Annotated in this window: 12 protein-coding genes; 10 read left to right on the forward strand and 2 right to left on the reverse strand. The window is 31.2% G+C overall.

Translation table 11 applies throughout. The features are described from left to right. Positions 1-39: 39 nt before the first annotated feature. The 6 genes from PQF96_RS14415 to PQF96_RS14440 all read left to right on the forward strand — a co-directional run bounded on the left by PQF96_RS14415 (position 40) and on the right by PQF96_RS14440 (position 7013). Complete coding sequence (locus PQF96_RS14415) at positions 40-1536, forward strand: AMP-binding protein (protein ID WP_271766983.1); 1497 nt, start codon at positions 40-42, stop codon at positions 1534-1536. An 11-nt stretch (positions 1537-1547) separates the two neighbouring features. Next, entirely contained in the window at positions 1548-1787 is a 240-nt protein-coding gene (locus tag PQF96_RS14420) for an acyl carrier protein (protein WP_271766985.1), read from the forward strand. Positions 1788-1806: 19 nt separating this feature from the next. Continuing rightward, entirely contained in the window at positions 1807-2412 is a 606-nt protein-coding gene (locus tag PQF96_RS14425; protein WP_109437686.1) for a sugar transferase, read from the forward strand. Between the two features lie 76 nt (positions 2413-2488). Next, positions 2489-4729, forward strand: coding sequence for a NeuD/PglB/VioB family sugar acetyltransferase (locus PQF96_RS14430; protein WP_271766986.1), 2241 nt, complete (start codon positions 2489-2491; stop codon positions 4727-4729). Between the two features lie 41 nt (positions 4730-4770). Further along, entirely contained in the window at positions 4771-5859 is a 1089-nt protein-coding gene (locus PQF96_RS14435) for a GNAT family N-acetyltransferase (protein ID WP_271766988.1), read from the forward strand. Continuing rightward, a complete protein-coding gene (locus PQF96_RS14440; RefSeq protein ID WP_271766990.1) occupies positions 5856-7013 on the forward strand; it encodes a GNAT family N-acetyltransferase in 1158 nt (385 codons plus the stop codon). Before PQF96_RS14435 ends, PQF96_RS14440 begins: the two co-directional genes overlap by 4 nt. Positions 7014-7051: 38 nt before the next feature. Here PQF96_RS14440 and PQF96_RS14445 read toward each other — a convergent pair whose 3' ends face one another. Further along, positions 7052-8026 carry a hypothetical protein gene (locus PQF96_RS14445; protein WP_143918285.1) on the reverse strand — a complete coding sequence of 325 codons (975 nt, stop codon included), beginning with the start codon at positions 8024-8026 and terminating at the stop codon, positions 7052-7054. Between the two features lie 40 nt (positions 8027-8066). Further along, positions 8067-9518, reverse strand: coding sequence for an MBOAT family O-acyltransferase (locus tag PQF96_RS14450; RefSeq protein WP_271766992.1), 1452 nt, complete (start codon positions 9516-9518; stop codon positions 8067-8069). A gap of 696 nt (positions 9519-10214) precedes the next feature. On the opposite strand from PQF96_RS14450, the gene PQF96_RS14455 reads away from it, so the two are divergent. From PQF96_RS14455 to PQF96_RS14470, 4 genes are all read left to right on the forward strand, one after another. After that, on the forward strand, positions 10215-11348 hold the full coding sequence (locus tag PQF96_RS14455; RefSeq protein ID WP_271766994.1) for a DegT/DnrJ/EryC1/StrS family aminotransferase: 1134 nt from the start codon (positions 10215-10217) through the stop codon (positions 11346-11348). Continuing rightward, on the forward strand, positions 11345-13273 hold the full coding sequence (locus PQF96_RS14460) for a polysaccharide biosynthesis protein (protein WP_271766995.1): 1929 nt from the start codon (positions 11345-11347) through the stop codon (positions 13271-13273). Before PQF96_RS14455 ends, PQF96_RS14460 begins: the two co-directional genes overlap by 4 nt. A gap of 178 nt (positions 13274-13451) precedes the next feature. Continuing rightward, positions 13452-14246 (forward strand): polysaccharide biosynthesis/export family protein, encoded by a 795-nt coding sequence (locus tag PQF96_RS14465; RefSeq protein WP_109437678.1) that lies wholly within the window; start codon positions 13452-13454, stop codon positions 14244-14246. Between the two features lie 8 nt (positions 14247-14254). After that, a complete protein-coding gene (locus PQF96_RS14470) occupies positions 14255-16609 on the forward strand; it encodes a GumC family protein (protein ID WP_271766996.1) in 2355 nt (784 codons plus the stop codon). Positions 16610-16614: the final 5 nt, after the last annotated feature.

Genomic DNA, 16614 nt, shown 5'->3' on the forward strand with positions numbered 1-16614 from the left:
TTAAATGTATAGCGCAGAATAAATTGTTTAATATATAAGATGAAATTTGTAAAAAAACTACAAGAATCAATAGAGAATCACTCAACAGGTAATGTGTTATGTATTAACAATACGTTCTATACATATAAGGATTTTGCTGTAGAGATATCCAAGATTAGATCTGCAATAGCAAATACAGTGGCAGAATCTGAAAAACTTATTGGATTAGTTACCAATGATGACTTGCAAACATATGCAAGTATTATTGCTCTTTGGTTTGAAGGAAAAGCATATGTTCCTGTAAACCCCTCTACTCCTATAGAAAGAAATACAAAGGTTTTTGAATTAACAGAAACAAAATACGTTATTGATTCTTCAAAAACCTCGATATATAAGAATCAAACCGTTATACCTTCATCTACATTAGAGAATGCAGAAATTAATTTGGAACCAAAGGAGGTTTCTGGGGATGACTTAGCATATATTTTATTTACATCGGGCACTACGGGGCTTCCAAAAGGAGTGCCTATTACTTTTGATAATGTACAGGGATTAGTGAACGCTATTGATACTGAACCAGAGTTTAATTTGGTTTCGTCGGATAGATGCTTACAAATGTTTGAACTTACTTTTGACTTCTCAGTGGTTACCTACTTGTTTCCAATATTGGGAGGCGCATGTATGTATACCATACCCAAAAGCGCAATAAAGTATTTCTATATTTTTAAATTGATTAAAGAGCAGAAACTTACTGTACTTACTATGGTTCCTTCGATTATCAATTATTTACGCCCTTATTTCCCAGAGATTAATGCTCCCGATGTTAGGTATTGTAGTTTTGGAGGAGGAGCTTTACATAGCGACATTGCAAGAGAGTGGAGTGATTGTCTGCCCAATTGTAAAATATTTAATTACTATGGACCAACAGAATTTACAGTATACAGTGGTTTTTATCCATACCATAAAGAAACGGATCAGAAAGCGCATAATGGTATTATCGCAATCGGAACTCCACAAAAAGATACATTATACCTTGTTGTAAACGAAAATAATGAGGAAGTGCCCACAGGAATCACAGGAGAATTATGTTTGGGTGGTCCTCAAATAACACCTGGATATTGGAAAAATAAAGAACGAAATGCAATTAGTTTTTTTACAAGAGAAGAGAAAGGAAAGCAACAACGTTATTATAAAACAGGTGACCTTTGTTTCAAGGATGAAGAAGGAGATTTTTTGTATGTAGGAAGAGCAGATTTTCAGGTAAAAATAAGAGGATATAGAGTAGAACTGGCAGAAATTGAATTTCATGCTAAATCAAAATCTCCCAAGAAGGTAAATATGGTAGCATTAGATATTACCAATAATTTGGGTAATGCCGAGCTAGGTTTGGCTATTGAATCTGATGAATTTGATACCGCTGATATATTTGAATATATGAAAACAAAAATGCCGGATTATATGGTTCCCGGACATGTGAGATTTGTTAAAGAATTTCCGCATAGTATTAATGGAAAGATTAACAGGAAAGAATTAAGAACGTATTTTGACATAAATTAAATAGTCTATAAATGAATAAAGAAGAAATTTTCTCTAAAGTAAAAGAAGCTTTTGTAAAAGTATTAGAACACGATAATTTTCAACTTACAGATACAACTACAGCTGATGATGTTGATGGTTGGGAATCAATTACACATATGATGATCATATCAGAGGTAGAGAAATCTTTTGGTGTTAAGTTTAAATTAATGGACTTAATGAATATGAATAATGTTGGAGATTTGATCAGAACAATTGAATCTGAACTATAATTTTTTTGAAAGAACGATTATGTATAATCCGTATATTAAAAGAGTATTCGATTTTTTTCTTTCTCTTTCTGGTGTTCTCTTATTGTCACCATTTATAATCATACTCGTTTTAATATTATTTGTGGTTAATAAAGGAAAACCATTTTTTTTGCAACAAAGACCAGGAAAAAATGGAAAGCTTTTTAAAATTATTAAGTTTAAAACCATGTCTGATCTCAAGTCAGATGAGAAAGATGTTCATAATGTGTCTCGAATAACGAAGGTGGGAGCTTTTATAAGAAAATATTCATTAGATGAGATTTTACAGCTTATCAATGTATTAAAAGGAGATATGAGTTTAATAGGTCCAAGACCACTTTTGGTGGAATACTTACCTTTGTATAACGATATACAGAAAAAAAGACATAATGTAAGACCCGGAATAACAGGATGGGCTCAGGTAAAAGGAAGGAATACAATATCATGGATTCAAAAATTTGAATACGATGTATGGTATGTAGAAAACATAAGTTTTATGCTAGATGTTAAAATTTTGTTTTTGACCTTGCAAAAAGTAGTAAAGAAAGAGGGGGTAAATGTTGATCAGAATACTATTATGCCTGCTTGGAAAGGAAATAACCAATGAAAATAATAAATATTTTATATCGTTTTTATTAACAAACTAGAATTCACAAAACCAACAAATCAACTTAACTATAGTAATGAGGAAAATGGAAATAGCTGGAAAATCTAATAAAATAAGGATTTATGGAGCTGGCGGTCATTCTCAGGTAATACGAGAGGTATTAGAAGAGAATGGTTATGAAGTAACCGAAACTTTTGATGATAAGCCTTCTGGTCGACATAATGCATCAAAAAATGTAACTTCTGGAGCTAGAGGAAATCTAAAAGAATTTCCGCATGAAGGACATCCTGTAATTGTTGCAGTAGGTATTAATGCCGAAAGAGCAGAGATCGCGGGATTTCTTAAAAGTGATTTTGAAAAAGCGATACATCAATCCGCAATTATAGCGCCCACTGCAAAAATAGGAGAAGGTACTGTAGTCTTTGCAGGAGCAATCATTCAGCCAAATACTGTGATCGGAAGACATGTAATCATTAACACCGCAGCAAGTATCGATCATGATAATGTTATAGGAGATTATGCCCATATTTCACCTAAAGCTGCATTATGCGGTCATGTAGAAGTGGGAGAAGGTTCTCATGTTGGTGTTGGAGCCGTAGTAATACCAAAAGTAAAGATTGGGAAATGGTGTACTATAGGAGCCGGAACAGTAGTGTTAAAAGATGTGCCGGATTATTCTACTGTAGTAGGCAATCCAGGTAAAATAATTAAAACAAAACAACCAGAAATGTCGCTTAATAATACGCCCAAATCATCTGATGTTACATTCATTGGTTCTGGTATTTCGTCATCTTTTACTATTCTACACTTTTTGGATTTGATAGAAGGTAGTAAAGACCAAAGAAAAATAAATATTAATATTATTGATAAATATGAAGAATTTCATACTGGTATCCCGTACGGCGGGCGATCAGGGTTTTCTGTACATTTAATAACCTCTCTAAAAAACTTTCTTCCAGAACCAGAACTAGGAAAGTTTATTAAATGGCTTAATAATAATAAGAATTGGTTAATAGATGAGTTGAAAAAAGATGGAGGGCAATTGTCCCTGGAGTGGATATCTACACATGCTGCGAAAATAGAAAATAACGAATGGGAAGATTTATTTATTCCTCGTCGTTTTTTTGGATGGTATATAAATGAAAAAGTAAAAACGAGATTAGAAGACTTTAAAATACAAGGGTTAATTAATGTTAATTATATTAACCAAGAAGTGGTAGATCTAGAAAAGACAGAGCATAGTTATATCGTATCCTTAAAGGACAAAAAAACGATAATATCAGAGAAAGTAATTCTTTCTGTTGGATCTCTTCCTGTAAATCATCTTTGGAAGAATGAAGATTTGATAGAAAAAGATAATATGCTCTTTATTAATGATCCTTACAAGCCCGAGCTAAAAAAGACGCTAAATAAAATAGGAAGTTTTCTTGAGAAAAAACCAAGTCAAAAAGTAAATGTTCTCATTGTAGGAGCAAATGCAAGTGGTCTGGAGATGCTTTATAAATTAAATGATATTGAGAGTATAACATCTCACATCAATAAGTTTATGTTTCTTTCTACCCAAGGACTGTTGCCTGATTCTGTAATTGATGAAGAGCAAAGAAAAGAGTATACACCGTTTAATTTACAGGCACTAGCCAAAGAAAATAATGTAACTGCAAAAGGAATTGCAGAAGCTACATTTAAAGATCTTGATTATGCAGATGAGATGCATTTGGGAGCTGCGTCAACAGTTGATATCATATCAAAAGCATTTGGTTCTTTGTTAGGAAAACTTAGTCCTCAGGAATTAAAGAAGTTTGCATGTCATTATGGTAATGAAATTGGTAGAAGACAAAGATGTGCCGGTTATCATTATTCTAAAGTAATCGATGGGTTAAAAGAAGAAGGACGTTTTCATCATATTGCGGGAAGATTTACCAATATTATTAAAACCGAAAATGATGAGTATTCTTTAGAGTATTTGGACACGCAATCAGGACAAAATAAAATATCTGAAGAATCAGTGCATCTAGTTATTAATTGTGTAGGAAGTACTAATCTAACAAAAAATAATATTCCTGAATTATTAAAAAATTTAATAGATAAAGGATATTGCAAGCCAAACGATTCTAAAATTGGGTTTGATGTGAATGAAGCTTTAGAATCAAAAGAAAACTTACATATTGTAGGACCATTACTTGCTGGAAATACTTTTGAAGGAAAAGCAGTTTGGCATGTGGAGCATTGTGGAAGAATCATATGGCTATCCCATGTGTTATCACAAAAAATCAATGATTATTTTTTTGAGAATACCGAGTTAAAAGAAGATTGCTAAATGAGCTAATAAACAACCATACCTAACTAATACCTGTACAATTGAAACAAAACTACAAACTAGTAATAAAAAACCTTGATGATAGCTCAGAGATCTTGGCATATAAGTCTCTGCTTCAGAATAGATGGAATAATAATGTATATTATTCTATTGAGCATTTACAATATTTTGAGAAAGATTCTGATGCATTAAAGTGTTTTTTGTTCGAGAAAGAAGATGCTCCAATCATTCTTATGCCTTTTGTTTTTAGAAAAATAACAATAAAAGAAAAAGAACTTCCTTATTTCGATGTGATTAGTCCATATGGTTATAATGGACCTTTATTTGATGATGCTGTTTCTGAAGAAGATGTTATCGAATTTTGGAGACATGTAGATCAATGGTATGTCGATAATAATGTTATTGCAGAGTTTGTTCGTTTTAGTTTAAATGGAAATTCTAATGGATATTCTGGTGCACTAATAGAATCTCTTTTCAATGTTAGAGGTAATCTTTTAGATAATTTTGAAGATCAATGGACCGCATTCTTACCAAAAGTGAGAAATAACTATAGAAAAGCAGTAAATTATAATTTAGAGTTTAAAGTATTTCATAAAGAACAAATTACCAAAGACATCATTAAAATTTTTAATGATATCTATGTTAGTACCATGAATAGAAATAATGCAGATAGTATTTATTTTTTTTCAAATTCATATTTTGAAAATTTGATATTATCTAATTTGGGTAATTTTTCTATAGCAATTGCATATTTTGAAAACATTCCTATTTCTATAGAGCTTATTATTAATTATAAAGACACATTTTTTGCCTTTCTTGGAGGAACCGATGCAGAGTATTTTAGTTATAGACCAAACGATTTCTTAAGAGTAAAAATCATTGAATGGGCTATTCAAAACAAAATAAAACATTATGTTTTAGGTGGTGGTATGAGAGATGGTGATGGGTTGTATAAAAGTAAAAAAGCCTTATTTCCTAAAGATGAAGATGTCATGTTCTATACGGGTAGAAAAATTGTTAATAGGGAAATTTATAATGAGTTGTGCTCCTCTGCTAATGCAGATTTTATTAAGATTGAAGAAGAGGATTTGAAGAATCACTTTTTCCCATTTTATAGATCTTGTGTATGAAAAAAGAGCATATTGATTATTTTTTTGAGCTATTTGAAAAAAATTCAATTCCCAAAATATTTTCAAAAATAGAAAGTTTCGGGAGTGATGAATCATTAGTGAATTCTAATTATGATAAAAATATAGTTGAGAATTCTGATAGAATCTATTCTGTTTTTTTTATTCCTGATTACTTAAAACCAGTATTTAATCATCAGGTGTTTAATGCCAAAAAGATTAATCAATTTTTTAAAGGGTATGCTATTTTTCTTGATGGTTTTATCAGTGCTGATGCATATATAAAACATCGCTTTAGAAGTAATGCAAAAGGAATAAGGAGGAGAATCAAAAGGCTAGAGTCTTGTTTTCAAATTTCTTATAAGATATATTTTGGATCTATTGAAAAGGAAGAATATGACGTTTTGATGGATTGTTTACATGAAATGTTAGTTAAAAGATTCGAGCAACGAAATGATGTAAGTCAGAGTTTATTAAGATGGGATCATTATGTAAAAATGTACTATTCTTTGATCAATGAAAAGAAGGCATCTCTATTTGTAGTTATGAATGGTGATACTCCTATCGTAGTGTCCTTAAATCACCATTTTAATGAACGATTATTTAGTTCTATATCGTCATATGATATTGATTACGGAAAATTTAGCTTGGGAAGTGTAGAGATTTATAAAAAATTAGATTGGTGTATTGCTAATAATCATAAATCTTACGAAATGGGAATGGGAGATTTGAGCTATAAGCGAGAATGGTGCAATCATATATATAATTTTGAACACCAAATTATTTACCCAAAAAAATCGATTTCGGCCTATCTGGGAGCAATGATTGAATATACAAAAGCTAGTTTTAAAGAATTTGTATTTAAAGTAGCTTATGTAAGGTATAAAAAGTTTAAAGCAAAACGTAAAAAAGGCGCCTCTCATGAGCTATCATATACAGCCTCTGCTATAGAAGAGATTCAGAATGACTTACCATATAATACCGTGATTGATTATAATGCTCAGGAATTTTTGTTCTTAAGAAAATTGGTGTTTGATTTCTTGTATACAAGTATAGAAAATGTTTCTAACGTAAAAGTTTTAGAGATTTCAAAAGAACAGAAAACATTCCTGATCATTGGAAATAAAAAAATGCAACGGATTACATTTAATGATTAATATTTAAAATGAAATAAACGTCTAGGTGATTTAAGAAACTATTGCCCAGATTTCAGTTGTTTTTTGTTTATATACTTTGAAATAAGCTGAGCAATAAGTTCTCTTCCATGATTATTCCAGTGTCTATCATAGATTAATGTTGTTGGGCGATCAGAGGCTTCAAAAGAGGATGCGAAATCAATGTAATTAAAGTCGTTTTTCTCTAAGTAAGATAAGAAGAATGTACTTGTTATTCTAGAATCTAAGAGAAGAGTATAACGCTGTTTATCGTATCCATATTTGGAGATTAAATTTTCAAAATTAGCTAAATATTTTTTTTCATTTGCCTCTTTGATGCGTGAAGCTTCAAGCTCATCGATAGGTTTTTTCTTTGGTTTGGATTTAATAATACTAATAATTCGATATACTAATTCTTGTGGGGGATCTAAGATTCCAATACTTTTTGCATAGACCAGTAACTTACTTTTCTTTAAAAGTTTATTCATAGGAGATTCTAGCGCGAGTCGACTATTAACTACGTCGTATTCACCGCGATTGAGATCGTTAGAGAATTTTATACCTAAAATGATATGATCAATTAATAAAAACTGTTCTTTATATGCGTGGGTCAGATGTAACTGATCGGCAAAATCATATCCTGCATATCCATACTCGTATACTTCAATTTCTGGAATTGATTTTTCGATTTTTTTACCAATAGAATTGTAATAATTTTGATGAAATCCTTCTATAAAAGAATCTCCAACGAGTGCAATTTCAGTTTTCTCTTTTGTAGGGTTGAACTCTCTATAAGAATTGAATCCTGAGGTATTGATATGATATTCAGAGAAATTTTGTCGTCTGTTACCAGTAACAGAAAATCCATTTTGGTTGGGCTTCCATTTTTCAACTTTATGCTCATCAAGAAATCGGGTAGGAGTGTCTTTTCCTAAATGAAAAACACGAACTAATCCTTCTAATGTAATAAGTATTAGAAAAGCATAAAGAACACTTTTTAAAATTAATTTTTTCATCCTATTTATTTTACCTCTATTTTTTTACATCATTATTAGATTAGAATTGGAAATAAATAAAAGACCTGTCAATATTGTCATCAAAGAATAATAACATTCCTAAAATTACCAAAGTATATGCTAAAAAACGTGTAATTCGGGATTTAAATTTAAAAGGAGAACGTTCATCTCTTCGTATTCTAAATTCATATAAAATAAAAATTCCAAGTAGAATAAAATAATCGATCATTCTATATCCTAAAGGGTGTTGGTAGTTCTTGTAGGTAAAGTCAGAGCATATTTGTTGAAGAAAACCAAAAGCATCAGAGATCGATTCTGACCTGAAAAATACACGTGAAAATGTAACTAATGAAAAAGTAAGTAAAATTTGAGCTATTTCCTTAATACTGGGAAACCATTTGTTTTCTGCTACAACAGTATTCATATATATTCGATTTCTTCCCATTAGAAATACCGGGATATATAATAAAGCATGGATAGCTCCCCAAATAATAAAAGTCCAGTTAGCACCATGCCAAAACCCACTAACTAAAAATATAATAATAATATTTCTTATGGATTTTAATTTACCAACTCTATTTCCTCCTAGAGGGATGTATACATAATGTCGAAACCATGTGGATAAAGAAACATGCCATCGTTGCCAATATTCGGCAACATTTCTGGAGAAAGTTGGAAATTTAAAATTTGACATTAACTCTATCCCAAATAATTTGGCAGTTCCTATAGCAATATCAGAATATCCGCTAAAGTCACCATATACCTGGAAACTAAATAAGGAAACACCCAGAATTAGAGTAGAGGCAGGGTAGTCACTATAGTTAGCAAAAATGTCATCGACTATAGGTGCAATAGAGTCAGCGATTACTACTTTTTTAAATAATCCCCAAAGTATAAGCTTTAACCCTTCTGTACATTGAATGTAGTTAAAAAGTCTTTTTGTTGTGATTTGTGATAATAAATTAGAAGCCCTTTCTATGGGGCCGGCTACTAGCTGGGGGAAAAAACTTACAAATGTAGCAAATGCAATAAAATTTTTGGTAGGAGTCAATCTCTTATAATATATATCAAGAGAATATGACATGGTTTGAAATGTATAAAAAGAGATTCCAACAGGTAGAATAATTTGTAATGTCCAGGTACTTTTTAATTCATATCCAAAAAATGAAAGGAAATCAACCCATGAACCTATAAAGAAATTGTAGTATTTGAAAAACCCTAGTAATCCAATATTAAAGACGATGCTTACCCAGAGCCAAGACTTTCTCTTTCTATTGGTATCACTACTATGGATAGCCTTACCAACAAAAAAATCAACCAAAGTACTTGCCAAAATGAGAAATAAAAACCTCCAATCCCATAAACCATAAAAGATATAGCTAGCAGTAAGAATAAAAAAATTCTGGATTTGAAGTTTTTTATAAAAAATAAACCAATAGAGTACAAAAACAATTGGTAGAAAAATGAAAAAATCTAATGAATTAAATAACATTTATTTTAATATAATTATAAAATTCGGGGAAGGTTATACAAAAGGATTAATATATGATAAAAATCCCTCTAGATTTGAAGGATGTAAATTTTATGTATTTAATTATATAAATCAAATATTTACTTAACTATTTTTAATTTTATCCTGTATTCTAGAGTGATATATAAGTATCTTGATTTTATAAAGGGGGAAATCCCCCTTTTATAAACAGGTTTAACCCTTGGTGGTTTAAGTGATTATTAAACTATACTTGTGGTACCCAAAATAAAAGGCTGACAATGATCAATTGTAAGATTTACGGTATGAATTTTGATTGATGAATAACCGCGATAAAATTAGTTTTATCTGCGTTTAAAAATAAATAGAAAAGTATTATTACAAGTAATTTAGCACAAAGGATATAATACTTTTCTTACGGGATTACCGTAAAGTAAGACAAAATCAATATAGAGATGAGTCATTGAACGAATTTTTTAAGTATTCTGTCTAAAAAATCAAATTTTAAGTTGATAATTGATTTAACTAAACTATTTTAGCCATGGAAAATAAATTAAGAATAAATTCGAAAAAAGGAAGTTCTACCCCCCTTCTTCCAGCGTTTTTTAGATTGTCATGAAAAGAAGTTTGATTAATGATTATACTGTTGTGTAGTCTGTAGTCAACAGTAGATTATTGTTCATTATTAATGGGAAAATTATGAATATAATTGATTCTAAAAGAATATGGCTTTCTTCACCGCATATGGGTGGAACAGAGCAAAAATTCGTTAAAGAAGCATTTGATGCAAATTGGGTAGCTCCACTTGGTCCAAACGTAAATGGATTTGAAAGTGATCTTGAGACTTATCTTGGAGAAAGTGTTCATGCGGCAGCATTAAGTTCTGGTACGGCTTCATTACATCTGGGTTTAAAATTACTTGATGTAGGTGTTGATGACGAAGTTCTATGTCAGAGTTTTACTTTTGCTGCTTCGGCTAATCCAATAGTTTATCTTGGAGCAAAACCTGTTTTTATAGATAGTGAAAGAGATACTTGGAATATTTGCCCTCAACAACTTGAAATTGCAATAAAGGATAGAATTGCTAAAGGTAAAAAGCCAAAGGCAATTATTGCCGTGCACTTGTACGGTATGCCTTATAATATTGAAGCAGTTCACAACATTGCTTCAGAATATAGAATCCCAATATTAGAAGATAGTGCAGAAGCCCTAGGAAGTTCTTATCAAGGAATTAAGTGTGGCACTTTTGGTGATATATCAATCCTTTCCTTTAATGGTAACAAAATAATTACTACATCGGGAGGAGGCTCATTAATTTCTAAAAACAAAGAGCATAGGGATAAAGCAATTTTTTGGGCAACACAGTCCAGAGATAATGCACCTCATTATGAGCACTCAGAGATAGGATATAACTATCGAATGAGTAACATTACTGCAGGTATTGGAAGAGGACAAATGGAAGTTTTGGAACCTCATGTAAATAACAGACGCAGTAATTTTGAATTTTACAAAAAGAATCTTGAAGATTCCTCTGAAATTAAGTTTTTAGAAGAGCCTTCAGGATATTATTCTAATAGATGGCTTACATGTATTGAGACTAGCTCTTATCAACTAAGAGAGGCAATACGTTTGTCATTAGCAGAAGAAAATATAGAGTCAAGACCGTTATGGAAACCCATGCACCTACAAGCTGTATTTGCAGATTGTGATGCTTACCTCAATGGAATTTCTGATGACCTATTTGATCGAGGACTTTGCTTACCTAGCGGGTCTAATCTTGAAGAAGATGATTTATATAGAATTGTATCAGTAATTAAAAATGTTTTGAGATGATTAAGAATTACCTAATAAATAATTCCCATAAACACGCGTCTAAATGGCTTGTGTTATCAATTGACGTGTCCATAACGATTTTTAATTTCTTTTTGGCTTACGTGGTTCGGTTCGGGATTACACTAAATTTTGATACTACAAATCTATTGTATCAATTACCAATAGTTGCAGGTTTGTCAGCATTAAGTTTCTTGTTAATAGGCTCCTATAAAGGTGTCGTGAGACATACGGGAATGCGAGATGCATACAATTTGTTTTTGGCAGTCACTATTCTAATTACGCTTACCGGATTTTTAATGGCTTTTAGTAGAATGTCTCTAATGCCAGAATTGTTAAATATTCCGGTATCAATAATATGTATTCATTATTTATTAAATATTATAACACTTACAACAAGTCGTTTGGTATTCAAGTATTGCTACTATTATGTCAAATCAAAAATTGGTGAAACTTCAAGAATTTTGATTTATGGTGCTGGGGATTCTGGTTTAATTACCCAAGCAGCAATAACTAATGATTCTAATCGATCACTATCAGTAATTGGATTTGTTGATGATAACCCTCAAAAAATTGGGAAAACCATAAACGGAATTAAGGTATATTCGTCAGGTTCTGTCAATCAAAATTTTGTTACAAAGAACAATATCAAAGAGATTGTAGTATCTATTCCTCATATCAATAAGAAGAGATTGTCTGAGATTTCAGATAACTTACTAAAACTTCCGGTTACTGTAAAAATTATACCTGCTGTTAATGATTGGATTGATGGAAAACTAAAAGTCTCTCAGATCAAAGAAATTCAAATCGAAGATCTTTTAGAGAGGGCTCCTATTAATATGGATAATCAGAATATTAAGGAGGAACTTGATGATAAAGTTATCTTGATCACTGGAGCAGCCGGATCAATTGGTAGTGAGATTGTAAGACAGGCGTCATATTATAGCTATAAGCATCTCGTATTGGTGGATCAAGCAGAATCTCCTTTATATGATTTACAACAAGAACTTCTTAGTAAGGGAGTTACTAATTTCACTCCAATCGTTGCAGATATTAGAGATCATCAAAGGATAGAAACTATTTTTGAAAAGTATAGACCTAATATGGTCTTTCATGCAGCGGCTTATAAGCATGTACCTCTTATGGAAAATAATCCTTGTGAGGCTATAAAGATTAATGTTTTAGGAACCAGAAAACTTGCTGATTTATCATCTGAGTTTGGAGTCGATAAATTTGTTTTTGTTTCTACCGATAAAGCGGTTAATCCTACTAATGTAATGGGAGCGACTAAGAGAGTTGCCGAAATGTATATTAAATGTTTACATAAAAGTAGTAAAACTAAATTCATAACAACCAGGTTTGGAAATGTATTAGGTTCTAATGGTTCTGTAATACCATTGTTTAAAAAACAAATTCAAAAAGGAGGTCCATTAACCGTAACTCATAAAGACGTAACTCGTTTCTTTATGACAATTCCAGAGGCATCACAATTAGTAATTGAAGCAGGAACAATGGGTAATGGTGGTGAAATATTCATTTTTGATATGGGTGAATCGGTTAAGATATTTGATCTTGCTAAAAAAATGATAAGGCTATCCGGGCTTAATTATCCTGATGACATTGATATAAAAATCACAGGCCTTAGACCGGGAGAAAAATTATATGAAGAGCTTTTAGCAGATACTGAAAATACTTTACCAACATATCATAAGAAAATAATGATAAGTAGATTTGATGATAACGATTGCTTAATGATTAAAGATAAGATAGATGATCTTTGTATCATGAATTTACTCAATCAGGATCATCAAATTGTTGGAAAACTAAAAGAAATTGTACCTGAATTTATTTCTAACAATTCTACTTTTGAAAGTATTGATAAAATAAACAAAGAAAGTGTTCAAAATAAGTCTGGAGTACTTGTATAATATTCCTTAAAAAAAGATTGCAATAGTTTATTTCAAATCTAATGAAATAAACTATTGCAATTTTATCTGACCATTAAAAGCCAATATATAACAGATAAGGCAAAATTTCATTGCTAAACTAAATAAAGTTATATTTTTGTGATTCATTATAAACACTTACTTATAAAGTTTTAAAAGTATGAGATTTAGATTTTTGTTTTTAGTTCTGGTTGTAATTTTGGTATTTTCATGTAAAGTTCCAACAGATGTGGTTTATTTTCAGGACTCTGCAAATAAGGAAGAAATTTCCTCAACTAACTCATTTACACCGGTTTTTAAGGTTGATGATATCGTAAGTATATTAATATCTGCAGCAGATATGGATGCTGCAAGGCCATTTAATTTAATGCAGGGGTCTTCTATAAGTTCTTCTTCATTGGGAGAAAATGGCGGTGCGGGTGCTGCCGGGAACGGTGCTCCAGAACCAACATATCTAATAGACGAAGAAGGAAATATTGATTTTCCAGTTTTAGGAAGATTAAAAATAGCTGGACTTACACGTATTGAGGTAAAAGAAATGATCAAAGAAAAATTAAAAATTTATATTAATGACCCTATTGTAAGTGTAAGACTCAAAAATTTTAAAATAACAGTAATGGGGGAGGTTGCAAGACCTGGATCATATACAATACCTAATGAACGAGTAACAATAATAGAAGCTCTTGGTTTGGCTGGGGATATGACGATCAAAGGGAAAAGAGAAAATGTTATGGTGATTAGAGAAAATAAAGGCGTAAATACATATCATCGTGTTGACCTTACTTCTAAATCAATTTTTGAATCTCCTGTATACTATTTGGCTCAAAATGACGTACTTTACATAGAACCTAATCAGTCTAGAGTAAGAGAATCCAAAACCCGTAATAATACTGTAGGTATTATTATTAGTATAGTTGGAGTTATTATATCTACTGTTGGTTTAATCATAAGATAATATAATACATGATCTCCAATACGAATAATACACCTACTACCGATACAAATTTTGATTCATCTTCTAGTTTTAGTTTTAATCTTAGAGATCAGATTATAAAGTACCTTAAGAAATGGTATTGGTTTGTATTGAGTGTTGTTATTTTTGTCTCCCTGGCATATGTAAAGGTAAGGTATACCATTCCTCAGTATAATGTCTCATCTATGATAATGATATCTCAAGATGAAAGTATTAGTGAGTCAGAACTGTCGGCCTTTAAAGATTTAGGGTTATTAGATGATACTCAGAATAAGATTGAGAACGAAATTCAGATTATCAAGTCTAGAACATTGTTGACAAATGTAGTTAATAATCTAAATTTAAATGTACGCTACTTTAGCGAAGGAAGAATCTTAGAGGTTGAGAATTATCCAAAATCTTTAATTGAGATCAACTTTTTGTCAGATGATACTATTGTACATACAAAATCTCAGGTTTTTCATGTAAAAATCAATTCAGGAACATCTTTTTCTTTTCTGGATAAAAAAGGTAAAAAACTAAGTGATCATTCTTTTGGAAAAACAATAAGTAGTGGTGTAGGGGATATCGTTATTACTCCAAGTGTTGAAGATATCGAACCTCACCTTAACAAAACCATAAAGATTCAAATTGCCCCTGTAAAGTCTGTAGCAGAAGGATATAGAGGTAGATTATCAATTTCTCCGCTAAAGAATTCTTCTATAGTTAGAATTTCATTAAATGATCCGGTAAAAGAAAAAGCAAAAGATATTATCAATAATCTTGTTGAAGAATATAATAAAGCTACAATACAGAATAAAAAACAAGCCTCTGCAAGAACAGCAGATTTTATAAACGAACGTTTAGATCTTATTTCTGGTGATTTAACAGAGGTTGATGATGAAGCTGCTGGATATTTATCCAAATATGGACTTACAAATGATATAGGAGCACAAACACAACGGGTTGCTGATATAGATTCTAGGAATGTACAAGAAATAGCTCAGCTAAATACACAACTTAGTCTTATAGAATCGATGAGACGATTTGTGTTAAGTCAAGAAGGTAGGTATGATTTAGTTCCTGCAAACCTTGGTTTTGATGACCCTACGATTACTACTACAGTATCTAGATATAATGGATTAATCCTTCAACGACAACGATTATTGAAAACATCGAGTGTACAGAATCCTGTTGTAGTAAACATAGACCAACAAATAGATGGATTAAGACAAGTACTTATTGGTAGTTTGAATAGTTTAAGAAGTTCAATTAATATACGATTAAAAAGTCTTAGAACACAGGACCAGTATTTTAGTGGTAAATTATATAACGCTCCAATACGGCAAAAAGATCTACGAGTAATTGAAAGAGAACAAACAATTAAAGAACAGTTATACCTCTATCTTTTACAAAAAAGAGAAGAGGCAGAGATTACAAGCCATATAACATTATCTAATGCCAGAGTAATAGATAAAGCCTCAACTTTGAGCTCATATCCTGTGTCTCCTAACAAAAAAACAATATTTGCAGGAGCTTTTTTCTTAGGATTTGTGCTACCATTTTTGATTATTTATACCTCTGACTTATTAAATGTAAAAATACGTTCTAGAGAAGATCTGGAAAAAGTACTTTCAATGCCAATTATTGGATCTATTCCAAAGGTGAAATCAAAAAAACAAATTGTTATTTCTCAAAATGATAGATCTGGTATTGCTGAGGCATTTAGGATTTTGAGAACTAATCTTGATTTCCTTTTAGCGGGTATTAATAAGGATAAAGGAAAAGTTATTTTTGTCACTTCCACAATCTCAGGAGAAGGAAAAACATTAATTTCATCAAATTTGGCTAAGACCTTATCCATTTCTGGTAAAAAAGTAGCGTATTTGGGGACAGATTTGAGAGATCCAAAGTTTCATAAGTTCTTCGATTTACCTAATGGAAGAGATACAAAAGGACTTACTAACTATATAATGAATGCTGAATTAAATCCAGAAGATATTATATACAACGACAAAGAAGAAAATTCTTTTGATATTATACCATCGGGAGCTATTCCTCCAAATCCTGCAGAACTTCTTATGCAAGAACGAGTTAATTCTATGTTTGAGTATTTGCAAAGTGAATATGATTATGTTGTTGTTGATACTGCTCCGGTTAGTCTAGTAACAGATACGCTGTTAATAGCAAAATTTGCAGATCTTAGTATTTATATAGTAAGAGAAAATTATTCTGACAAAAGAGTTTTACAAGTTCCAGAAAACTTCTATAGAGAGAAACGTTTGCCTAATATTGCCGTATTACTTAACGCAGCAGCTACCAAAACTGGTTATAATTATGGGTATGGATATGGTAAAAAGAAATAGATACG

The sequence above is a fragment of the Aquimarina algiphila genome (genome assembly GCF_947494415.1).
Lineage (GTDB): Bacteria > Bacteroidota > Bacteroidia > Flavobacteriales > Flavobacteriaceae > Aquimarina > Aquimarina algiphila.